The sequence below is a fragment of the uncultured Tateyamaria sp. genome (assembly GCF_947488715.1).
In the GTDB taxonomy this organism is placed as follows: domain Bacteria; phylum Pseudomonadota; class Alphaproteobacteria; order Rhodobacterales; family Rhodobacteraceae; genus Tateyamaria.
This window is the reverse complement of record NZ_CANLAG010000006.1, coordinates 1-22277: the sequence shown is the minus strand read 5'-3', so window position 1 is coordinate 22277 and position 22277 is coordinate 1. Positions and strand designations below refer to the sequence as shown.

Here is a 22277-nt window from a genome sequence, read left to right as displayed (position 1 = left end):
GGGATACGGACACGTCCGGCACCATGCCGGTTCGCGTCCCCATCTGTCGCGTGACCTGAGAGTTTGACGCCGAAACGGTCGGCGCTTTCTCCTTCGGTGGATCAGGCACGTCAGCCCTGACCGCTCTCCAGATCGTCGTCATGCCTGTCCTCAGGCGCGGCCAACACGGTTCATTGTGCCTGAGAGTTTCCGGGGCGTTGCTCCTTCGGCGGCGGGGTGTCCCGCGCTCTCCCATGTCGGCCTTGGCGACTGAGATGGATATAGGGGCCATGAGGTGAGTCGTGCAAATGAATTGTTCTCACGGCGGGCCTTTGCTTTCGTGAACGCGCCACCCCTTGTTTTTCGGGCGTTTCCGACCGCCTTTCCCTGTCTGGGGCTTTGGTCTAGTCTGCTGATATCGGGGGGAAATGCCTCCGGTCTGCTGCGCTTCGAAAGTCCCTATGCCTGCTCCGACCGTGATCATTGATGACAGCGGCCCCGCGCCCGTGATCCGTTTGTCGGGGCGGTTGGTGACCGAACATCTCAGCCATGTTGAGCGCGATTTCGCCTCTGTCCCCGCGGGGACAGGCACCATGAACATCGATCTCGACGGGCTCGAGGCGTTGGACACGGGCGGCGCGTGGATGGTGTCCGACCTCAAATCCCGCCTCGAGGCATCAGGCGCGCAAGTCGAAATCACGGACAGCACACAGACCCGCCTGGAACTGATCCACGCAGTGGTCGCCGCAATGCCCGCCGAGGAAGGCGTTGAGGCACCTCCGAGCGGCCTTGTGCCATGGCTGGCGGGGATTGGTGAGAAAACGGCCGGTGTGGGCGCATCCGCCATGTCGCTGATGAGCTTTGTGGGTCAGACGCTGGCGAGCCTCGTCACCTGCCTCTTCCGTCCGCGCCGTTGGCGGACGGCGGCACTGGTCAGCCAGATGGAAGAGACCGGCTTTAACGCCATTCCCATCGTGGTGCTGATGAGCTTTCTGATCGGGGTGGTTCTGTCGTTCCAGGGGGCCTCGCAACTGCGCCAGTTCGGGGCCGAGGTGTTTGTGGTCGACCTCATTGCCATCTCGATCCTGCGCGAACTGGGCATCCTCCTGACCGCCATCATCGTAGCGGGGCGGTCCGGTTCGGCATTTACCGCGTCCATCGGGTCCATGAAGGTCCGCGAGGAACTGGACGCGATGCGCACCCTTGGCCTCGACCCGATCGAAGTCCTTGTGCTGCCGCGCGTCATCGCGCTGGTGATCATGCTGCCCATCCTCGGCTTTATCGCCAATGTCTCGGGCCTGCTGGGCGGCGCAATCATGAGCTGGATCGAACTGGGCGTGAGCCCGTCGATGTTCATCACGCGGTTGCAGGAAAACACGGATGTCTGGCACCTGATCATCGGCATGATCAAGGCGCCGGTCTTTGCCGCGATCATCGCCACCGTGGCTTGTTGGCAGGCGATGCAGGTGCAATCCTCCGCCGACAGCGTCGGGCGTCACACCACGATCTCGGTGGTGCAGTCGATCTTTCTGGTGATCGTGGCCGACGCGGTGTTCTCCATCTTCTTTGCGGAGCTGGGCCTGTGACCCGCGACGCGATCATCAAGGTGCGCGGCCTGCGCAACCAGTTTGGCCGCCAGGTCGTGCATGACAATCTGGATCTCGATGTCTGGCGCGGCGAGGTGCTGGGCATTGTCGGTGGGTCGGGCACTGGCAAGTCCGTGCTGCTGCGCACCATCGTTGGCCTGAACCGGCCTGCTGCCGGGTCCATCGAAGTGCTGGGCGCGGATGTGCTGAACGGCAGCCGCGAGGAACGTCTGACGGCCGAAAAACGCTGGGGTGTCGCCTTTCAGGACGGCGCGCTCTTTTCCTCGCTGTCGGTGCTGCAAAACGTGATGGCGCCCATGCGCGAACACCTCAACCTCAGCCCCGCGCTGATGCGCAGCCTCGGCCAGCTCAAGATCAGCCTCGTGGGCCTGCCGCCTCTGGCCTGCGGGAAACTGCCCTCGGAACTGTCGGGTGGGATGCGTAAACGCGCCTCTCTGGCGCGCGCGCTGGCGCTGGATCCCGAGATCGTGTTTCTGGACGAACCGACCGCCGGGCTCGATCCCATCGGGGCGGCGGCCTATGATGATCTGATTGGCGAATTGAAACGCTCGCTTGGGCTGACCGTGTTCATGGTCACGCATGACCTCGACTCTCTTTACGCGATCTGCGACAGAATTGCGGTGCTTGCTGAAAAGCGCGTGCTGGTCACCGGCCCGATTGAGGGGATGACGGACGTGGACCACCCCTGGGTGCAGGAATATTTTACCGGGCCGCGCGCACGTGCCGCGCAGGCCAAGACATAGACCAAAGGCTGCCGCCACCATGGAAACCAAAGCCAATTATGCGCTGATCGGGCTGTTTACGCTGGGGGGAATCCTGGGGGCGCTGGGCCTGTTGCTGTGGCTGGCCAAGGTCGAGGTAGACCGCCAATACGCGTATTACGACATCCTTTTTGATGATGTGTCCGGCTTGGGCGCGGCCAGCGACGTGCGCTATAACGGGTTGCCTGTTGGACAGGTTGTGGACCTGAACCTTGACCCCGATGACCCGTCCAAGGTGCGTGTCAGGATCGAGGTCGCAGCGGATGCGCCAGTCAATTCAGAGACCAAGGCCCAGTTGCAATCCCAAGGTGTCACGGGCGTCAGCTTTGTCGGCTTACGCGGCGGGTCTGATGCGTCTGCGCCCTTGCCCGAAGGCACCACGATCCCGTCAGAACGCACCGCCTTGCAATCGGTGTTCGAAGGCGCGCCGCAGGTGTTGGACCGGGCGATCACCCTGTTGGAAAACGTGAATGACGTGTTCAACGACGACAACAAGGCGGCGGTCGGGGCACTCGTCGGCAACCTTGCCACGTCTTCCGAACGGCTGGACGGTGTGCTGGCGAATTTCGAAACGCTGTCTGATGACCTGGGCAATGCCGCGCGGGAAATCGCGGATTTCACCGGGCGGCTTGAGCAGCTTTCGGACACGGCGGAAACGACGCTTGCCACGGCAACGGGCACGTTAACGACGGCGAACACCACGTTGACGGATATCAGCGCGCTGGCCAATGACCGGATCGGTCCGCTGGCCGAAGACCTGCGCACGACATCGCAAACCGCCACCGACGTCTTGGCCAGCGCAGGTGGAGAAGTCACCCGGATTGCGGGCCGTTTGGACGCGCTGGCGGTGCAGGGCGGCACAGTGTTGGACCGCGCAAGCACAACCCTGGACAGCGCAAATGGTGCGATGGCCGGGATCACTGAGTTTACCGACACGCAGTTGACGCCGCTGGCGAGTGACCTGCGCACAACCGCGCAAACCGCGACTCGTGTTCTGGACGATGTAGGTGGTGAGGCAGCGCGGGTTGTGGGCCGCTTTGACGCGGTTGCAGACAGCGCGATCCTCGCGCTTGGTGACGCGCAGACCACGATGAAATCGGTGGATCAGGCGGCAACCGGCTTTGACCGTTTGATGACGGACCAACTGTCGCCGCTTGCGGATGACCTGCGCACGACGTCTCAGACGGCGACGCGGGTGATTGACGATGTGGGCACCCGCACGGCGGCGCTGGCCACGCGGCTGGACACACTTTCCGGTGAGGCGTCGGGCGCAATCGCAACATTCACCACCACGTTCAACAACGCCAACACAACGCTTGGCTGGGTGTCCACGGCGATGACCAACGCGAACGAAACGCTGGACGTTGCGGCCAAAACCTTTGCCAGCGCCAACAGGGTGATCGAAGAAGACATCGGCGGCATCCTGGGCGATCTGCGCACAGCCGCATCCAATTTCGCGTCGACGTTCAGCAACTCCGAGGACGGTGTGATCGGTGATCTGCGGCGGGCGGCGTCCACCTTTACCAACACGGTCGAAGTGGCGTCGCAAAACATCGAACAGATCTCGGGCGAGGTTTTGTCGGCGTCACGTTCAGCGGCCAGTTTTGCGGACACACTCGACGATGTGGTGACCGGAAACGAGCGTCAAATCTCTGAATTCCTGCGCCTTGGCCTGCCGGAATTCCTCAAGTTCACCGAAGAGGCGCGCAGTCTGACTGTTAACCTCGAACGGTTGGTCAACAAAATCGAACGCGACCCCGGCCGGTTCCTGCTGGGTACGCAGAATTCAAGGTTCCGCAGATGATCAAAACCGTTTTCACAGCCGTTCAACTGGCCGCCTTGACCATTGCTTTGGCCGGGTGTTCTGGTCTTGCCAGCCTTACCGAGGTCACCAAACCGGTCGACAACTATGTGCTGACACCCAAGAGCACCTTTGACAGTGGATTGCCCAAGCTGAAGTTTCAGATCGTGGTTGAGCAACCGACTGCGACGGCCTCTGTCGATACGGATCGCATCGCGGTCCAACCCGATGCGCTACAGGTGCAGTACCTCGCCGACGCGCGCTGGGTCGACCGGGCGCCGTTGATTGTGCAGGCGCTGTTGATCGAGAGCTTTGAAAACAGTGACCGAGTGCCTGCGGTGGGCAGTTCCACCATTGGCCTGCGCGCCGATTTTCTGATTGTGACGGACATTCGCGAATTTCAGGCGTTTGTGCCTGATGGTGACCCCAACGCGCCATTGCATGTCGATGTGCGGTTGAACATCAAGATCGTGGATGCGTTCGAGGACCGGATCATCGCGTCCCGGTCTTTCGAAGAGGTTGTGCCAGCGGTGTCGGACGCGCCGCGTGACGTCGTCGAGGCCTTTGACGAGGCGCTGGGTGACACGATGCGCGACTCGGTCGAATGGAGCATTCGCCAAATCGCCCGGTATGCCGGTTAGGCGCTGACGCCCGGTGCCTCGAGCAGTTGGACGCCGTTGATTTTCCAACCGTCGTCCGTTTCCAGCATCCGGTATTTCAGCAGGTGGGTCGCGCCGTCTGCGTCGACGATGCGCACGGTTTGCGACAGGACGCCGTTTTCGTCATCAAGGCCCAGATACGTGACCTCTGCTGGGCGCCAGACCATCGGATAGCCTTGGGTGACCATGCGCCCGAAATTTTCGGGGGTGCCAAAAATCCCGCGAATACCGGGCGAGGCAAAGGAAAACGCTTCTTCGAAATTGTCGGATTTGAAGGCTTCGATCTGGTTGCCGATCACGCCTTGAATTTCTGTGCCTTGGGCAAAGGCCGCCCCGGTCATGCTGGCGGCCAGTACCGCGCCCATCATCCATTTCCGCATCTGTCATCTCCTCTGTCTGAGGAAAGACCTAGCGTGCGTGCGCCCTGTTCCAAGGGGTGCGGTTGGTCTGTCCCCGCGGGGACAGACCGGAGGTGTCGCGGTCAGGAGACCAGTTCGCCATTCAGCCCCTTGTCGATCAGCGCAACCGTTTCCGGCACACCGTAGAGCGCGATGAACCCGCCAAAACGTGGGCCTTGGCTGGCACCGAGCAGCACCTCGTAAAGCGCGGTGAACCATCCGCGCAGCGGGTCGAACCGGTCGCGACCAATCGCATAGACTACCGATTGCAGAGCTTCGTCATCGGTTGCGCCGTCATAACCCGCCAGTGCGTCACGCAGTGCGGTCAGGGCCTCACGCTCTGCATCTGTGGGCAGGCGGTAGGTTTTCGCCGGTTTGACGAAGTCGTTGTAGTAGCGCACGGCGAACCCCACGGCCTGATCCATGCCGGGATGGGTTTCCGGCCCGGTCTCAGGGGCGTAGCGCTGGATAAAGCCCCAAAGCGTATCCTTGGTCTCGGCGCTGCTGACGGAGGCGAGGTTGAGCAGCATTGCGAATGGCACAACCATATCCGATGTCGGCACCTCGCCGCCGTGAATGTGGAACACGGGGTTGTTCAGGCGCGCGGTTTCGTCCTGCCCGGCATAGGCGCGCAGTTGCTGGTGGTATTCGTCCACCGCCTTTGGGATCACGTCGAAATACATCCGTTTGGCGGTTTTGGGCTTTTGGTACATGAAATAGGCCAGAGACTCGGCGCTGGCATAGGTCAGCCATTCGTCGATGCTGACGCCATTGCCCGACGTCTTGGAGATTTTCTGGCCATTTTCATCCAGGAACAGTTCATAGGTGAAATGCTCGGGCTTTTTCTGCCCCAGGATTTCGCAGATGCGGTCGTAGATCGGCGTGTTGGTCGAATGGTCTTTGCCATACATCTCAAAATCGACGCCAAGGGCGGCCCAGCGGGCGCCAAAGTCGGGCTTCCATTGCAGTTTCACGTTGCCGCCGGTGACGGGCAGGGTCATTTCGGTGCCGTCCTCGTCGTCAAAGGTGACCGTACCGTTTACCGCATCTACGTTTTTCATCGGCACGTACATCACGCGACCTGTATCCGGGTGGATCGGCAGAAAGATCGAATAGGTCTGACGCCGCTCTTCGCGCAGGGATTTCAGCATCACTTTCATGATGTCGTCATAGCGTTCGGCGGCACGCAGCAGGATTTCGTCAAACTGGCCCGAGCGATAGAATTCGGTCGCCGAGATGAATTCGTATTCAAACCCGAACGTGTCGAGGAAACGGCGCAGCATCGCGTTGTTGTGGTGCCCAAAACTGGGGTGTGTACCGAAGGGATCCGGAACAGAGGTCAGCGGCTTTTGCAGGTGCTCTTGCAGGCTGTCTGGGTCGGGGACGTTGCCGGGCACTTTGCGCATGCCGTCGAGATCGTCGGAGAAACAGATCAGTTTCGTCGGAATGTCAGACAGGATTTCAAAGGCGCGGCGCACCATGGTTGTGCGCGCCACCTCGCCAAAGGTGCCGATATGCGGCAGGCCCGAGGGGCCGTAGCCGGTTTCGAACAGGACATACCCTTTTTCCGGCGGTGCGTTCTGATAGCGTTTGAGCACCTTGCGCGCTTCTTCAAACGGCCAGGCTTTGCTCGTCATCGCGGCGTCACGCATCGTCGACATCAGGTTTTGTCCTACAGTTTTGGCCCGCGCCCGATGCGCAAGGCCCCATGCTGTCGCCCCGATACAGGGGCGACATCCCGCCGCTACCTATTGCGGGTGGGCATGAGCGTCAATATTGAGGGTCAGACAACAGCGATCAAAGGACCTCAGGCCATGTCAGAGACAGAACAGCTTTCGATGACCCCGCAGGATGCGCTGGTCGCGATGATGATTGCGATTTCGGCGTCGGACGAGGACATCCGCACAGCGGAGTTGGTCAAGATCAACTCGGCTGTGAACCATTTGCCGGTGTTTGCGGATTACGATCTGGACCGGATGAATGTCACGTCGCAGATGGTGTTTGATTTGTTCGAGCAAGAAGACGGGTTGGACGCCCTGTTTGGCCTCGTGCGTGAAGCATTGCCCGAACGTTTGTACGAGACGGCCTACGCATTGGCATGTGACGTGGCCGCGGCGGATGGCACGTTGGAAGAGGCGGAACTGCGCCTTCTCGAAGAGATGCGGTACGAGCTGAACATCGACCGTTTGCACGCCGCAGCGATTGAACGCGGGTCGCGCGCACGGCACATGGTGGTATGATTTCCGAGCGCTGGCCGTTGCCCGACGGGCGGCGGCACCGCGCGCCCACATGACCTGCCGTTAACCATCCATTGATACTTCCATCGCCCGAACCGGCCGGAGCCCCCGGCCTTTGCGTGAAAAGGGATGAATGGATGAACAAGGCGATCACTGATGGCATCGAGCTGATGCCGCGCGCATTTGCGTTGGGTCTGGGCATATGGTCGAGCGGCGACGGCACGCCGGGCTCTGACACCTATGCCAATGCGCCCAATGCGGCGTTCGTGCCTGCGGATCAGGACTTTGGCGGCGCTTTGGAGCTGCAGAAAACGTCCAACACCACGCGCTTGCGTTACATGAACGAAACGCCGTTGTTGCCCGGATGTTATCTGCGCATCACCGCGCGCGTCAAAGCGATCAGCGGCAGCCTGCCGTCGGTGCGGGTTGCCGGTTATGCGGCCAAGGCCAATGGCAGTGCGGTGTCTGGTGTAGTCACGGCCGGGTCCAGCACCACGCTGACCAGCTATGGCGATGTGTTCGAAGTGTCGGCTATCGTGGGTGCGGGCAATCGTGGCGGTGTCGACCTGGTGTGGGGGACCGAAGCGGTCTACGGCCATTTTGGCATCGACCTGACTGGCCCCAACGGCGGTGTTGTCCGCATTGACGACATCGAGATCGAGGACGTCACATCGGTGTTCCTGCGCGATCTGGTGTCGCTGGTCGATGTGCGCGACTTTGGCGCGGTGGGTGACGGTGTCACCGACGACAGCGATGCCTTTGATGCGGCCATCGCGGCGGCCAATGGGCGGACGGTTCTGGTGCCCGAAGGCACGTTCCGCCTGACCAAGGATGTCGCATTCGAAGAGCAGGTAAAGTTCGAAGGCACGCTGAGCATGCCGACGGACAAGATGTTGCTGCTGCGCAAATCCTATGATCTGCCGACCTATATCGAGGCGTTCAAGGACGAAGAGCTGGCGTTCAAGAAGGCGTTTCAGGCGTTGTTCAATTCCTCGGACCACGAAAGCCTGGACCTGGGTGGTCGCCGCGTGCGCATCACCGAGCCGCTGGACATGCAGGCGGCTGTGCCGAACCGGGATCAGTTCAATACCCGCCGTGTGATCCGCAATGGTCAGTTGGAAGCCGCCGAAGACAACTGGGATGATATCGTCGCCACCAGTCAGGCCACCTATAGCGCGTCCAACGCGCGTCGTCTGACCAATGTGACCAACATCGCCAACATCCCCGTGGGCGCCTATGTCACCGGCAACGGCGTGGGCCGCGAGATCTATGTGCGGAGCAAGAATGTCGGCGCTGGCGAGATCGAGCTGAATGCACCCCTTTATGACGCGGAAGGCACACAGAACTACACGTTCCGGCGGTTCCAATACCTCGTTGACCTGAGCGGCTTTTCCAAGCTGTCCAAGTTCAACATGTCGAACATTGAATTCCAGTGTAACGGCAAGTGTTCCGGTATCCTGTTGGCGCCTGCGGGTCCGACATTCGAGTTACAGGAATGTTTCATCAGCCGTCCAAAAGACCGGGGGATCACGTCCATCGGTGGTGGCTGCCAGGGCATGTTGATCGACCGCTGCCAGTTCCTGTCCACCGAAGAAAGCGCAACCGTGGACCAGCGCACAACCATTGCGTTGAACGTCAATTCCAACGACGTCAAACTGCGCGATTGCCGTGCGACACAGTTCCGCCACTTCGCCATTCTGGCCGGGCAGAACCATTTGGTCATGGGCAATCACTTCTTCCAGGGTGACGGCGTGTCTGGCGGTTTGCGGACTGCGGGCATTGTCCTGCAGGACAACTTTACCGCGTCTGTCATTTCGGGGAACTACATCGACAACTGTTTCGTCGAGTGGACCAATGAACGTGACCCCACGCCGGGCTTTACCGCAGGTTTCTCGTTCAGTTCCTTCAGCCTGACGGACAACGTATTCCTGTGCAGTTCAGTTGCGCCCTGGTTCAGCTATCTGGTGGTGAAACCGCACGGCGCGGGGCATTTCCTGAACGGCCTCACGGTCAAGGGCAACCGTTTCCGGTCGATCAACGGCACCATTGACCGCGCAGAACGTGTCGACACAAGCTTTGCTGATTTGAACCATGACCGGAACCAGTCGGTGTTCTATGACGGCAATTCCTATCACAACGTCGAAGAACACGCCCAAAACCCGTTGGTTGTTCTGCATACGCAAAACACGAACGAACGGACCTGGACCGTTGGGACAAGCAAGCGGCTTCCCTTTGAAGGGTTCTGCCAGTTTGTCGATGCCGTCGCTCTGACCGGGGATTTGCGCAACACCAGCAACGTGCGCGTCTATCAAGCCCCTGTCGGCAAGGGCCGGGCGGGCGCAAACGAGGACGCGTTCACGCTCGAATTCGGATCGGACGTGCGCGGACAGGTGCGTGCCACGGTGCGCATGGACAAGTAGGTAGTCGAGGCGGTCAGAAAGTGCGCCAGACGCCCAGTTTGACCGCCAAGACACCGTCTTCTGCCTCGACCCCCAGTTGATAGCTGGGGGTCTTTTCTTTGGGTTGCCAGATGACGGAAGGGGCAAGTGTCGTGCTGGTGGTGGATCCCGTATGGCTGACAAACACTTGCATCATCACCTTGAACCTGTCGTTGAGGGCGAGGCCGGCGGTTGTGTCCAGCTTGGACGTTTCAGGGCCGCCGCTCAGATCCCATTCGACAGCCCCATCAATAGCCACCCAGCCGTATTTGTCCCACAGCTTGATGCCCCGTCCGTAGCTGAGGCCTGTGCGCAAGAGGGCGTCAGAACTGTCGCCGAATGTCGATCCAAGGCCGATCTCAAAGGCCATTTTGCCGGGTCGATCGGTTGGTCCGATGGGTTTTCGGGCGAACAGGAAAGCAGTGCCATCACCGGTGCGGCCGTTCGTCATGTCGATGTCGACCTTTGCGCCGAGGGTCAAACGCGGGCGGAACCCGTACTCGAAATACACAGACCCATCGAGACGCCCGGTTTCTTCGTACACTGCGCTGTACGAAAGAAATGCCTCGCCCTGGGTACGCATCCACGCGCCCGCGTCCGACGGATCGGGAACAGTGAGGGCGGCGAGGATCAGGGGCAGACGCATGCCATGCGCTCCGGCTCGGGGTCACCCCGAGTAGGCCCGATCATGGTTAACAAGACGTTAGTGGATGCGACAAGGCGTTGCGACGGCATCGCACAGTTGGCAATTGGTGCCGCAAGGCCCATGTTTGAGGCACAGAGTTTTGGAACGGAGACGCTCATGCAATGCCCTATCGACGGAACCCCGCTGGTGATCGCGGATCGAAGCGGGGTCGAGATCGACTATTGCCCGCAGTGTCGCGGTGTTTGGCTGGACCGTGGTGAGTTGGACAAAATCATCGAGCGTGCAACGGCCTATGCGCCGCCGCCGCCCCCACCTCCGGCATCGCAACCGCAAATGTCGCGCCATTCAGATGACCGCATGGACGATTCGCGCCGTGGACGACGCAAGAGCGGTATTGGCGATCTGTTGGGCGATATCTTCGACTTTTAGGCGACGGGGGCGGTGGCGCAGGCGCGGAAGGCTTGAACCGGGGCGCGCGCGCCGTCCAGAGACACTGTGACCGCCGCCGTTTGGGTAAAGGCCGTGGCGGAGGTGTTGAATTCCAGCCCATTCAGAACATTGCCAAATCCGGCATCCGTGACAGTCAAAGTCTGCCCATCCGACTGGTGCCGGGTGGTCGAGATCACATTCGGGGCGGGGCCGTCGAACCGGATGGAAAAGGCGGATGCCGCAGGCCACCCCCCCGCAGCTTTTATGGAAATTGCGTAGAGACGAGAGCTGTGATCGTAGGTCACGCGCACATCAGCGGCATTTTCGGAATGGCTCAGGCTGCAGACCGGTGTCGGCGTAAAGTCCCACGCGTGGGCCACGCCGGGCAAGAGGCAGATCATCAGAGCAAAACGCATGGTGGAGAGATAGCGCATGCAAATTGCGCGACCAGTTTGGGACGTTTCGCGCGCGAAACCTCGTTCGTTATCAAAAGGTTAACGGAATCTGAACGCACCGGACGGCAAAGCCGACATTGCAGGCATGGCTCTGTCTGTACGGCGATCAACGACGAAACGCGCTGTTCAAATCCTCGATGGCGTCTTGCTGCCCACGGGACAGATCGGCGGTCACCAAACCTGACAACACATCCTGAAGGGCATCCCACGATGCGCCCTTGTCGATCTTTTTCAACCGCCGGGCCAGACGGCGTACTGCATCCGATGCGTCGTTGCATTGGGTCAAAAGCCACCGGCCCAGCACCTCCATCTCGCCCACCTCGGCGTCGGTGCAGTCTGTGTGGGTCAACATGAGCGCGTGTAGCTTGTCACGCTGTTCGCTGGTGGGCAGGCCGTCCAGTTCGATAAAGGCCTGGGCAATGGCACAAATTGCGATGCGCTCGTCATCTATGCCTTCGACCGGGTGCGCATTGGTCTGGCGTCGGAACGCCAATCGGCGGGGCGCGTTGATGGCGGTGGTCGCCAAATCCTGAGCGGTATCAAGGGCTTCGCGTGGGTTAGAGCGGATCCACCACCAGATTGCACCACCGACGGCAGCGAGAATTGCTAGTAATATGGGCATTGTGGTGGTCCTGTCGATTTCCGTGTTTCTCAAAAGGATACGCAATATGCGGAGTTTGGAAAGAGCGGACTGTTTGTGAAATACAGGGTATGCGATCTGGTTGGCAGACTGCTCACACTACACGCATGGTTACAATTTTTCGCACGCGCGGGTGCACCTTAGCAAAAGATCGGAAACATCGGTGTCATAGAAGCGATTTCGTCTATGATAACTATCTGATAGTATGATCTTTTCTATCAGTTGCAGAGCGTTTAGAACGATCCTCGGCAAACCCGCGATTTCGATGCTCCAGTCGATAATTTGGAAATGAGTAAAACTATTTCTCCAATCGTGTAAACGCCAGAAGTCCTGGACGTCGGCATCGCTACAATTTTCAAAATTCTTAGGTATGTCTACTGTCAAGTTGTCTGGCAGTCGACGTAGCAAACCTGGTAGGCCTTGCATTTCGAGTTGCGGGTAAACCATTTCCTCTGGCGTTTCTGCACCCTTCTGTTGGGCAATGGCAATATCAGTTTGGTTTTTGTGGTACCAGTAAAGCCTCTCTTCTGAATTTTTGTCCAATGCTCCTCCTCCGTCTGTACGCGTTAAGATGCACGCACACGAACCCTGCAGCGCGGAGTGCGTTGAGAGGATGACCTGTTTCCAAAGAAGTGGCTGTTGATTCACAGATTCCAGAGCCTGAAGCAAAGACGTTAGTGAAGCCTGAACATCGTAAAATTCGTCAAAGTTAACGAATTCTTTCATCTTCAATTCACCGCTTCCGCCGCTGCACATTCCCGCCTCGTTGACCGGCACGCCCCGCCGTTGACCGACCGGATGCTTTGTGGGCGTCGTCCACGGCTTTTTCCACCGCGTATTGACGGGCCAAGGGGTCGTCGGACACCACCAGATCGACGGTTTCCAGGCGTTTGACCTCGTCGCGCAAGCGGGCGGCCTCTTCGAATTCGAGGTTCTCGGCAGCCTTGCGCATGTCGTTGCGCAGCCCGTCCAGCACGGCCTGCAGGTTGCCGCCGGCAAGAGGTGCGTCGATCTTGGCGGTGACGCGGGATTGGTCGGTGTCGCCCTTGTAGAGGCCCGCCAGCACATCCTCGACGTTCTTTTTCACCGTCTCGGGCGTGATCCCGTGTTCTTCGTTATAGGCCATTTGTTTGGCGCGGCGGCGGTTGGTCTCGGCCAGCGCGCGTTCCATCGAACCCGTGATCTTGTCGGCGTACATGATCACGCGGCCATCGGCGTTCCGGGCGGCGCGGCCGATGGTTTGCACCAGCGACGTCTCTGAGCGCAGGAACCCTTCCTTGTCCGCGTCGAGGATCGCCACCAGCCCACATTCGGGGATGTCGAGCCCCTCGCGCAGTAGGTTGATGCCGATCAGCACGTCGAAGGCGCCCAGCCGCAGGTCGCGCAGGATTTCGATGCGTTCCAGCGTGTCGATGTCGGAGTGCATGTAGCGGACACGGATGCCCTGTTCGTGCATGTATTCGGTGAGGTCTTCGGCCATGCGTTTGGTCAGCGTGGTGCAGAGGGTGCGCATGCCTTGTTTGGCGACCTTTTGCACCTCGTCCAGCAGGTCATCGACCTGCATTTCGACCGGGCGAATTTCGACGGGCGGGTCCAGGAGGCCGGTGGGGCGGATGACCTGTTCGGTGAACACGCCGCCTGTCTGTTCGATTTCCCATGCGGCGGGGGTGGCTGAGACGAAGACGGATTGCGGGCGCATGGCGTCCCATTCCTCGAACTTGAGGGGGCGGTTGTCCATGCAGCTTGGAAGCCTGAACCCGTGTTCAGCCAGCGTGAATTTACGCCGGTAGTCGCCTTTGTACATGCCGCCGATCTGGGGGACGGAGACGTGGGATTCGTCGGCAAAGACGATGGCGTTGTCGGGGATGAACTCGAAAAGCGTGGGGGGCGGTTCGCCCGGTGCGCGGCCCGTGAGGTAGCGCGAGTAGTTTTCGATGCCGTTGCAGACGCCTGTGGCTTCGAGCATTTCGAGGTCGAAGTTGGTGCGTTGTTCGAGGCGCTGGGCCTCGAGCAGTTTGCCCTCGTTCACCAGCTGGTCGAGGCGGATTTTGAGTTCTTTCTTGATGCCGATGATGGCCTGGTTCATCGTGGGTTTGGGCGTCACGTAGTGCGAGTTGGCGTAGACGCGGATGTGTTCGAGCGTGTCGCATTTTTCGCCCGTGAGGGGGTCGAATTCGGTGATGGATTCGAGTTCTTCGCCGAAGAAGGAGAGTTTCCAGGCGCGGTCTTCGAGGTGGGCGGGGAAGATTTCGAGGCTGTCGCCGCGGACGCGGAAGCTGCCCCGTTGGAAGGCGTGGTCATTGCGTTTGTATTGCTGGGCCACGAGGTCGGCGATGACCTGGCGCTGGTCGTATTCCTTGCCCACCTTGAGGTCCTGGGTCATGGCGCCATAGGTCTCGACCGATCCGATGCCGTAGATGCAGGAGACGGAGGCCACGATGATCACGTCGTCGCGTTCCAGCAGCGCCCGCGTGGCCGAGTGGCGCATTCGGTCGATCTGCTCGTTGATCTGGCTTTCTTTCTCGATATAGGTGTCCGACCGCGCGACATAGGCTTCGGGCTGGTAGTAGTCGTAGTAGCTGACGAAGTATTCCACCGCGTTATCCGGGAAGAACCCTTTGAATTCGCCGTACAATTGCGCCGCCAACGTCTTGTTGGGCGCGAGGATGATCGCGGGGCGTTGGGTTTCCTCGATCACCTTGGCCATGGTGTAGGTCTTGCCCGTGCCGGTGGCCCCGAGCAGGACCTGATCGCGGTCGCCGTCCAGAACGCCGGCACTCAGTTCCTTGATCGCGGTGGGCTGGTCGCCTGCGGGCTGGAATTCGGTTTGCATGACCAGTTGCTTGCCGCCCTCAAGCTTGAGGCGGGTGCGGACGTCCTCGGCAGGGTTGGCGAGGTAGGTGACGGCGGAATCGGTGTGTGCATGGGGCATGGTGCTAACTTGGCCCAAAGCACTGCGGGTGCAAGGGGCGCGCGTCGATTGCTGTCAAAAACTGGCAGGAGCGTGGAGGTCCATCGGATGGTCCACACCCTTGAGCGTCTGGGTCGCGACACGGCGCGTTGGCGCGCCGCACAGTTGCGCAACCGTGTCGGACATCAGCACCGGCGCATCCAGCGCGCCGCAACAGGCCTCGATCCGGGCGGCAATGTTCACGGATTGACCCAGAACGGTAAAGTCGATGCGGGAGCGCGCGCCGATATTGCCATAAAGCACCTGACCGTAGTGGATGCCGATGCCGAACCGCGCCTCGAGATCGGCCGTTTCGGCCATTGCCTGCGCGGTATTTGCCGCCGCGATGGCGTTGGCGCATGCGGTTGCACCGCTGTCGCCCGTTGGAAACAGCGCCAGCACGCCGTCGCCCATGAATTTGAGGATCTCGCCGCCATTGTCGTCGACGGCGTCCGACATCACCTCGAAATACCGATTGGCAATGTGCAGCGTTTCGGTCGCGGGATGTGTCGCGTTCAGCGCCGTCCAGCCGCGAATGTCACTGAACAGGATCGCGGCTTCGATGGTCTGAATGTCGCCGCGCGTGATCTGACCGTCCAGCACCCGCTGGCCGGTGCGCGCACCCAGATAGCTGGTTGCGATGGCCTCGGCGAGGTGCCGATTGCTGTGCGCCTCGGCCACGAGGGTCATCACGTCACCGATGCGATCAAGCGCCTTTATATCCGCATCGGCAAAGCCGTCCGGCCCGTCGCTGACCGCGATGAACATGCCGCCATTGCCGCGCAGAAAGGGGACGGGCATGCCGTAATAGTCGGTGGCACCCTGATCCTTGAGTTCGTGTAGCACCAGATGATCGGCCTCGGTCAACGGGTCCGACAGCCGTTTGCGGTAGGGTGCGCGGGTGTTGGCGATGATCTCCATCGGGCTGCCGATATAGGTTGAGCGTGCCTCGTATCCCAGCGGTGCGGATTGCCGTTTTTGCGGTGCGCTGCGCGCCTCCCAGATTACGCTGATGGCGCCGGTGAGGGGATGCGTCGTGCGAATGCCAAAACGCAGACGCATCAGCGGCATACCGTCGGTCAACAGGCGGTCGCCGAGGCCGTGGGTCAGCGCCTCCATGTCCAGCATGCGGCCGGTGTGCAGGATCCAGTCGATATGTGACGCGGTGTTGGGCATATCCAGCACTATGCCCGTTCGGCTTGGTGATGCAATTCAGCAAATGCGCGGCAGTTTTCCATCGCAACGCCGTGCAAATGCGGCCTGAGACATCAAGACCGCTTGGCAGCGGTGCGAGGGGTTGGCATAAGGACAGCGTTTGATTCAGGAACCAACCGTCATGCGCGCACGTATCTTTCAACCTGCCAAGACGGCGATGTCATCCGGCACCGCCAAGACCAAGCATTGGGTGCTGGAATTCGCACCTGCGTCGGCGCGGTCGGTGGATCCCTTGATGGGCTGGACATCTTCGTCGGACACACAAGCGCAGGTGCGCATGTCCTTTGACAGCAAAGAGGCCGCTCTGGATTATGCCAAAGAGCACGGCATCGACGCGCAGGTGCAAGAGCCGAACAAGCGCAAGGCCAATGTGCGGCCCGGCGGATATGGCGAGAACTTTGCCACCAACCGCCGTGGTGCCTGGACACACTGATCCGGTCCGTCGGTCCGATTTTCCAAATTCAAGCTGTGCTGTTGCGGTGACCCGATACGTGGTCAGCGCTGCCATGCCTTGCCGCCGCCAAAGTGGTCCAGAAGGAAATCCATGAACACGCGCACCTTGACCGACATCACGTTTGCCTTGGGATAGACCAGCCAAAGGGCGGAAACGGCTTCGGCGCTCCATTCCGGCAGGACGCGGACGAGGCTGCCTTGGGACAGTTCGCAATGAACGCTCCAGACTGAATTGATTGAGATGCCTGCGCCGTTCAGGGTTGTGATCTTTTGGCTGAGGCCGTCATCGACGATCAATCGGCTGTTGGCGCTGCGTGGGTCAAAGGTGGCAGTCTGGCCGTCCACGTGTACCAGTGATCGGGGCGACAGATCCTTGAACGCGACAAGCCGGTGGTTTTGCAGGTCGTCCGGGTGAGATGGCGTGCCGTGTTCGGCCAGATAGGCGGGTGTGGCGCAGAGGATGCGGGTGTCATCCGCGAGTTTGCGGCCCTTCAGGCTGGTGTCTTGCAGGACCATGTTGCGCAGGGCGAGGTCAAAGCTGCCTTCGATCAGGTCGAATTCGGCATCGGACAGGCGCAGGTCAAGCGTGAGGCCGGGTTGCTGTGCCAGAAACTCGGGCAGGCGCGGTGCGATATAGAGCTGGGCAAAGGTGCTGGGCGCGGTAAAGCGCAAGGTGCCGGTGGCAGCGGCGTCGCCTTTGCCAAGGGCGGCGAGGGCCGCGTCCTCCTGGGCCAGGATTTCGCGGGCGAAGGGCAGGAAATCGGAGCCTTCGAGGGACAACGACACCTTGCGTGTCGAGCGGTGCAGCAGGTCAGCGCCCACGGTCTGTTCCAGCTTGGCCAGGCGTGCGCTGGAAACGGCGGGGGCCAGCCCGAGGTCACGCCCGGCGGCGCTGATGTTCAGCTTTTCCGCGGCGAGCACGAAGAGACGGAGGGCGTCGGTGTCCATCGTATTATATCCAAAAGCCGAATTATCATTCCAGTTCTTCGGCATTTATGCGTGAAGGGCAATGGCTATCTTGCGGCGCAGACAAGATCCAGAGTTGGAGACCGAGCTATGCGCCGTGTTGGAACCGTCAATTACCATGTTCACAAGCCAGAGCGCCAAGCGTTTGTGATTGACGCGGGCGGTGTTGTTGGGCGGCTTATCGCGCCCGATTTGATCCCGACAGAGATTGCCTTGCATGACACAAGGGCGGGTGACACGGCAGTGTCATTTGCGGATGACAGTGTGGCGTTCGAGACCAATCCAAGTGCGGTGACGGGGTTTGCGGGTAACGGCTGGCAGGCGCAGTATGACGCCGAGTTGACGGTCCTGTTGACACGGGCCGTGGGTGCGCAGGAGGTTGTGGTGTTCGACCACACGGTGCGCGAGGATGACCCGAATTCGGATCGCAAGCCCGCGCGCAACGTCCACAGTGATTACAGTGCCGAGGGCGCGCAAAAGCGGGTGGTCGACATTCTGGGTGCGGACCGTGCGGCCGACTGGGCCGAGGGGCATTATGGGTTCATCAATGTGTGGCGGCCTGTGGGTGCGTCGATCAACTCCGCGCCGCTTGGGTTTGTGCGCCCTGCGACGGTCAAGCCCGAGGACTGGATCCTGATCGACCTGATTTACCCGGATCGGCGGGGGCATATCATGGGTTTGGCGGCCAATGCGGAACATGAGTGGGTGTATCAGTCAAACATGACACCGGACGAGGTGGCGTTTTTCAACATCTATGACAGCCAGGGCTTGGCGTCGGTGGCGCACAGTGCCGTGGACCGGGTCGAAGACGCCAGCATCACGCGCATCCGCAAGAGCATCGAAAGCCGCACATTGGTGCGGTACTGAGGGGCCTGAATTGGACATTGCACACACCGACTTTCCCCGCATCAACCGCGCCTATGCGGGTGCGTTCCAGCCGGGCGAGCTGACACTTGGACTGGTTGTGCCGCTGGAGGCGCATCGCAACAGTGCTGTGCCGACGCTGGAGCGGCATGTGGCGCGCGCTCAATTGGCGGACCAGTTGGGATTTGCGGCGCTGTGGCTGCGGGATGTGCCGTTCAATGTGCCGTCTTTTGGTGACGCGGGACAGACATTTGATCCGTTTGTGTATCTGGGCCTGCTGTCGGGGGCGACACGCTCAATCGGGTTGGGTGTGGCGTCGGTCATCCTGCCGCTGCGCCACCCCGCCCATGTGGCGAAACAGGCCGCGTCGGCGGATGTGTTGTCAGGCGGCCGGTTGCTGTTGGGTGTCGCATCGGGTGACCGGCCCGAAGAGTATCCGGCGATGGCTATGGACTTTGCCAGCCGCGGCGACCGGTTTCGCGACAGCGTGGCCTATATCCGCGCCATGTCTGACGACTATCCCCGCGTTCAAACGGACCAAGGTACGCTGACCGGTGGCGCGGACATGTTGCCCAAGCCCGTGGGCGGGCGGTTGCCGATGTTGGTGACGGGCGGATCGCGACAGGACCCCGATTGGGTCGCGCAAAGCAGTGACGGTTGGATCACCTACCCGCGTGACCCTGCCAGCCAAGGCCGGGTTGTGGCCGATTACCGTGCGCGCATCGCGGCGGCGGGCGGGCAGAACAAGCCGGTGATGCAATCGCTCTATGTGGATGTGCTGGCCGACGCAGATGCGGAACCTCGCCCGATCCATCTGGGTTTTGCCTCGGGCACAAAATTCCTGCGCCAATACCTGATTGAGGTGCGGGATCTCGGGATCAACCACGTCGCGCTGAACCTGCGGTTCAACGGCGCGGATGTCGAAGACACGATGCAGCGGATCGCCGTTGATCTGTTGCCGGATTTCACCTTGTAGAGGACGAACACATGACCAAGACCATTCTCATCACCGGTGCCACAGATGGCATTGGCCTTTTGACAGCCCGCAAACTGGCGGCTGAGGGGCATCAGGTTCTGTTGCACGGCCGCAGCGAGGCCAAGCTGGAGGCCGCCGCCGCCGAGGTGGGTGGCACACCGCAGACCTACCGGGCGGATCTGAGCAAGATGGGTGAGGTGACGGCGATGGCCGACGCAATCCGCGCCGATCACAACCGTCTTGATGTGCTGATCAACAACGCAGGCATTCTGAAAACCGCACAGACACAGACCGAAGCAGGGCGGGACATCCGGTTTGATGTGAACACCATCGCGCCCTACGTGCTGACCCGGCGGTTGCTGCCGATCCTGCCGCCCGAAGCCCGTGTTGTGAACCTGTCGTCGGCGGCGCAGGCGCCCGTGGAAGTTGCGGCCATGACGGATTTCCGCGCGATGGGCGATATGGATGCCTATGCCCAGAGCAAACTGGCGATCACCATCTGGTCTGCGGAAATGGCCAAGTCCCTGCCGGATGGCCCGGCGATCATCGCGGTCAACCCCGGCTCTCTTTTGGCGTCGAAGATGGTCAAGGAAGGGTTTGGCGTTGCGGGCAGTGATCTGAACGTCGGTGCCGATGTTCTGATCGACGCGGCCCTTGGTGACAGGTTTGCGCAGGCCTCTGGCCGGTATTTTGACAATGACAGCGGACAATTTGCAGCCCCGCATGGTGCTGCGTCCGATCCGGCGCAAGTGCGTGCGGTGATGCAGGCGTTGGCCGACCTTGCCGGACCATTGGGCGCCTGAGGGCAACCTGTAGGTGCGTCATTTTACGGGCGCGGTGGGATGTGAGCGAACCAATGGCTCACGTCCGACCGCGCCCGTTTTTTTGTATGCCTCGGTGATTGCGTGGTGGGTTCGAGCTATGCCATTCGATTAGATTTAAAATCCGAAAACTGTATCCAAAAACGGCATGTTTATTCTGAAATAGCGTCAAATATATTTGTGTCACCAGCGGCGGGATCGCTGGCCTAACTCAACCTCACCACACCTGAAACGGGTTGGTGACCTAAATGAGGACGCAAGATGAAGTATGAGAATTTCCAGACGTTTACGGTAGATGTGGCGGGTGCCATCGCAACCGTGACTTTTGATTTTGGCACTGTGAATGTGCAGGGCCAGGAAATGCTGGCGGATCTGAACAGCCTTGCGATGCGGCTGGAACGTGACCGGACGGTCAAGGTTGTGGTGTTCCAATCCGCCAACCCCGAAGTGTGGGTGTGCCACTACGACACCGAGTTGCTCAAGGACATGTCCCAAGAGGCGGTGTCGCGCGATGAGGCGCAGCTGCTGGACCTGCAAGCCGTGTGCGAGCGGATCAGCAAGGTGCCACAGGCCACGATTGCCAAGCTCGAAGGGTTTGCGCGCGGCGGCGGGCATGAATTGGCGCTGGCGCTGGACATGCGGTTCGCGGCGCGGGGCAAGTACAAGTTCATGCAGATGGAAGTCGGCATGGGTATCCTGCCCTGTGGTGGCGGTGCGTCGCGGATGGCGCGTCAGACCGGGTTGGGCAAGGCGCTGGAGATCATTCTGAGCGCGCAGGACTATGACGCGGATGATGCGGAGCGGTTGGGTACGATAAACAAGGCGTTGGACCCTGATGAGATTGGGCCATATGTGGACGCGCTGGCGCAACGGATTGCGCAATTCCCGGCGGACTCGATCAATGCCTGCAAGCAGATGGTTTATGAATCGATCGACACGCCAATTGCGGATGCCCTGAAGGCCGAGGCCTATTGGCTCTATCAGGCGACCAGCAAGACGCCCGCGATCAAGCGGTTCACCATTGCGGATGAGCAGGGGCTGGAGCACGACATCGAGAACCAGCGCAAGTGGGGTGATCTGGTGATGGATGTGCAGGACATCAACTGACGCCAGCATTTGGGGTGCCGTACGCGATTGGGTGCGGCACCCTGCCGTTGTTGTATGGTCTGAGGTGCGTTTAGAAAATCTGTGTTTGCAGTCGCTGCGGGCGGTCGTAAGGTCGCGCCAGATTTCCCAGAGGTGAGGACCAAAGCGTGCTGACAATCCATGGACGGGCCACGTCGAGCAATGTGCAGGCGGTGATGTGGGCAGTGGCAGAGCTGGGCCTGGCGCATGAACGCCGCGACGTGGGCGGAGCCTTTGGCGGCACGGACACAGATGCGTTTCGGGCTATGAACCCGATGGGCCGCGTGCCGGTGTTGCAGGACGGCGATGTGACGATGTTCGAAAGCCAGGCGATCTTGCGATATGTTGCGGCGCGTTATGGCACAGGGGCGTTCTGGCCGGAGGGCGCCGTGGCGCGTGCACCGGTGGATCAGTGGATGGAGTGGGCCAAGACGGCTGTTGCCCCGGCGGTGGTCTACAAGGTGTTTTGGCAGCTTGTGCGCACTGCCAAGGCAGACCGCGACCACGCGACCCTTGCCGAAGGTGTGGCCGAGGCCAAAGCCCTGATGCAGGTCGCAGAGGCGCAGATTGCGCAACATGGGTGGTTGGCGGGGCCAGAGATGTCGTTGGCGGACATAGCGTTTGGCACATCCCTGTATCGGTATTTCACGCTACCATTTGAGCGTGCGGATTATCCGCATCTGCGGCGGTACTATGACCAACTGTGTGATCGCCCGGCCTATGCGGAACATGTGATGGTGTCCTTTGAGCCGTTGCGGGTGGCCGGGGCGTGAGCTGAACACGCCGCGGGCTTTTTGTCTTTATCTCACAAATTCGGATACATCGGGAAGCGTGCGCAGAGGGCCTGGACCTCGGCC

22 protein-coding genes and 2 riboswitches are annotated in these 22277 nt (G+C 60.6%); of the genes, 13 read left to right on the top strand and 9 right to left on the bottom strand.

All coding sequences use genetic code 11. The annotated features are described in order from the left end of the window. Positions 1 to 33: 33 nt before the first annotated feature. A riboswitch (glycine riboswitch) is annotated at positions 34 to 141 on the bottom strand. 15 nt (positions 142 to 156) lie between these two features. Next, a riboswitch (glycine riboswitch) is annotated at positions 157 to 244 on the bottom strand. Between the two features lie 196 nt (positions 245 to 440). From Q0936_RS14145 to Q0936_RS14130, 4 genes are read left to right on the top strand one after another with little or no spacing between them, the layout of a single operon-like run. Continuing rightward, a complete protein-coding gene (locus tag Q0936_RS14145) occupies positions 441 to 1565 on the top strand; it encodes an MlaE family lipid ABC transporter permease subunit (RefSeq protein ID WP_299294179.1) in 1125 nt (374 codons plus the stop codon). Continuing rightward, positions 1562 to 2329, top strand: a complete 768-nt coding sequence (locus tag Q0936_RS14140) for an ABC transporter ATP-binding protein (protein ID WP_299143219.1) — start codon at positions 1562 to 1564, stop codon at positions 2327 to 2329. Before Q0936_RS14145 ends, Q0936_RS14140 begins: the two co-directional genes overlap by 4 nt. Positions 2330 to 2348: 19 nt before the next feature. Next, positions 2349 to 4151, top strand: a complete 1803-nt coding sequence (locus Q0936_RS14135) for an MlaD family protein (RefSeq protein WP_299294181.1) — start codon at positions 2349 to 2351, stop codon at positions 4149 to 4151. After that, positions 4148 to 4789 carry an ABC-type transport auxiliary lipoprotein family protein gene (locus Q0936_RS14130; RefSeq protein WP_299143211.1) on the top strand — a complete coding sequence of 214 codons (642 nt, stop codon included), beginning with the start codon at positions 4148 to 4150 and terminating at the stop codon, positions 4787 to 4789. Before Q0936_RS14135 ends, Q0936_RS14130 begins: the two co-directional genes overlap by 4 nt. On the opposite strand, the gene Q0936_RS14125 is transcribed toward Q0936_RS14130, so the two are convergent. Both Q0936_RS14125 and Q0936_RS14120 read right to left on the bottom strand, forming a co-directional pair. Continuing rightward, positions 4786 to 5187 carry a DUF4864 domain-containing protein gene (locus tag Q0936_RS14125; protein ID WP_299294183.1) on the bottom strand — a complete coding sequence of 134 codons (402 nt, stop codon included), beginning with the start codon at positions 5185 to 5187 and terminating at the stop codon, positions 4786 to 4788. The two genes, Q0936_RS14130 and Q0936_RS14125, sit on opposite strands and share 4 nt — an antisense overlap. A gap of 101 nt (positions 5188 to 5288) precedes the next feature. Beyond that, positions 5289 to 6866 carry a lysine--tRNA ligase gene (locus Q0936_RS14120; RefSeq protein ID WP_299294185.1) on the bottom strand — a complete coding sequence of 526 codons (1578 nt, stop codon included), beginning with the start codon at positions 6864 to 6866 and terminating at the stop codon, positions 5289 to 5291. A gap of 153 nt (positions 6867 to 7019) precedes the next feature. On the opposite strand from Q0936_RS14120, the gene Q0936_RS14115 reads away from it, so the two are divergent. Together Q0936_RS14115 and Q0936_RS14110 are read left to right on the top strand one after the other, a co-directional pair. Beyond that, the gene (locus Q0936_RS14115) at positions 7020 to 7445 is read left to right on the top strand and encodes a tellurite resistance TerB family protein (RefSeq protein WP_299143204.1); all 426 of its coding nucleotides are present in this window, start codon (positions 7020 to 7022) and stop codon (positions 7443 to 7445) included. A gap of 134 nt (positions 7446 to 7579) precedes the next feature. Further along, positions 7580 to 9862 (top strand): glycosyl hydrolase family 28-related protein, encoded by a 2283-nt coding sequence (locus tag Q0936_RS14110; RefSeq protein WP_299294187.1) that lies wholly within the window; start codon positions 7580 to 7582, stop codon positions 9860 to 9862. Between the two features lie 13 nt (positions 9863 to 9875). Here the strand turns inward: Q0936_RS14110 and Q0936_RS14105 are convergent, their stop codons facing one another. Next, on the bottom strand, positions 9876 to 10526 hold the full coding sequence (locus tag Q0936_RS14105; RefSeq protein ID WP_299294189.1) for a hypothetical protein: 651 nt from the start codon (positions 10524 to 10526) through the stop codon (positions 9876 to 9878). A 156-nt stretch (positions 10527 to 10682) separates the two neighbouring features. Between Q0936_RS14105 and Q0936_RS14100 the strand changes: the two genes are divergently transcribed. Continuing rightward, complete coding sequence (locus tag Q0936_RS14100) at positions 10683 to 10955, top strand: zf-TFIIB domain-containing protein (protein WP_299294191.1); 273 nt, start codon at positions 10683 to 10685, stop codon at positions 10953 to 10955. Here Q0936_RS14100 and Q0936_RS14095 read toward each other — a convergent pair. From Q0936_RS14095 to Q0936_RS14075, 5 genes are all read right to left on the bottom strand, one after another. Beyond that, positions 10952 to 11389, bottom strand: a complete 438-nt coding sequence (locus Q0936_RS14095; RefSeq protein WP_299294193.1) for a hypothetical protein — start codon at positions 11387 to 11389, stop codon at positions 10952 to 10954. The two genes, Q0936_RS14100 and Q0936_RS14095, sit on opposite strands and share 4 nt — an antisense overlap. A gap of 127 nt (positions 11390 to 11516) precedes the next feature. Beyond that, the gene (locus Q0936_RS14090; protein WP_299294195.1) at positions 11517 to 12032 is read right to left on the bottom strand and encodes a hypothetical protein; all 516 of its coding nucleotides are present in this window, start codon (positions 12030 to 12032) and stop codon (positions 11517 to 11519) included. A gap of 129 nt (positions 12033 to 12161) precedes the next feature. Continuing rightward, positions 12162 to 12776: a hypothetical protein gene (locus Q0936_RS14085; RefSeq protein ID WP_299294197.1), complete on the bottom strand. Its 615-nt coding sequence runs from the start codon at positions 12774 to 12776 to the stop codon at positions 12162 to 12164. A 7-nt stretch (positions 12777 to 12783) separates the two neighbouring features. Then, the gene (gene uvrB, locus Q0936_RS14080; RefSeq protein WP_299294199.1) at positions 12784 to 14982 is read right to left on the bottom strand and encodes an excinuclease ABC subunit UvrB; all 2199 of its coding nucleotides are present in this window, start codon (positions 14980 to 14982) and stop codon (positions 12784 to 12786) included. A gap of 54 nt (positions 14983 to 15036) precedes the next feature. Beyond that, the gene (locus Q0936_RS14075) at positions 15037 to 16176 is read right to left on the bottom strand and encodes an adenylate/guanylate cyclase domain-containing protein (protein WP_299294201.1); all 1140 of its coding nucleotides are present in this window, start codon (positions 16174 to 16176) and stop codon (positions 15037 to 15039) included. A gap of 160 nt (positions 16177 to 16336) precedes the next feature. Here Q0936_RS14075 and Q0936_RS14070 point away from each other — a divergent pair, with 160 nt between their 5' ends. Next, entirely contained in the window at positions 16337 to 16648 is a 312-nt protein-coding gene (locus Q0936_RS14070; RefSeq protein ID WP_299294203.1) for an ETC complex I subunit, read from the top strand. A 62-nt stretch (positions 16649 to 16710) separates the two neighbouring features. Here Q0936_RS14070 and Q0936_RS14065 read toward each other — a convergent pair whose 3' ends face one another. Beyond that, positions 16711 to 17616 carry a LysR family transcriptional regulator gene (locus Q0936_RS14065; RefSeq protein ID WP_299294205.1) on the bottom strand — a complete coding sequence of 302 codons (906 nt, stop codon included), beginning with the start codon at positions 17614 to 17616 and terminating at the stop codon, positions 16711 to 16713. A 108-nt stretch (positions 17617 to 17724) separates the two neighbouring features. Here Q0936_RS14065 and Q0936_RS14060 point away from each other — a divergent pair, with 108 nt between their 5' ends. From Q0936_RS14060 to Q0936_RS14040, 5 genes are all read left to right on the top strand, one after another. After that, a complete protein-coding gene (locus Q0936_RS14060; protein WP_299294207.1) occupies positions 17725 to 18501 on the top strand; it encodes a CmcJ/NvfI family oxidoreductase in 777 nt (258 codons plus the stop codon). Between the two features lie 10 nt (positions 18502 to 18511). Continuing rightward, on the top strand, positions 18512 to 19474 hold the full coding sequence (locus tag Q0936_RS14055) for an LLM class oxidoreductase (protein WP_299294209.1): 963 nt from the start codon (positions 18512 to 18514) through the stop codon (positions 19472 to 19474). Between the two features lie 11 nt (positions 19475 to 19485). After that, on the top strand, positions 19486 to 20277 hold the full coding sequence (locus Q0936_RS14050) for an SDR family NAD(P)-dependent oxidoreductase (protein ID WP_299294211.1): 792 nt from the start codon (positions 19486 to 19488) through the stop codon (positions 20275 to 20277). A gap of 279 nt (positions 20278 to 20556) precedes the next feature. Continuing rightward, positions 20557 to 21402 carry an enoyl-CoA hydratase/isomerase family protein gene (locus tag Q0936_RS14045; RefSeq protein WP_299294213.1) on the top strand — a complete coding sequence of 282 codons (846 nt, stop codon included), beginning with the start codon at positions 20557 to 20559 and terminating at the stop codon, positions 21400 to 21402. 146 nt (positions 21403 to 21548) lie between these two features. Further along, entirely contained in the window at positions 21549 to 22193 is a 645-nt protein-coding gene (locus tag Q0936_RS14040) for a glutathione S-transferase family protein (RefSeq protein ID WP_299294215.1), read from the top strand. Positions 22194 to 22277 lie beyond the last annotated feature (84 nt).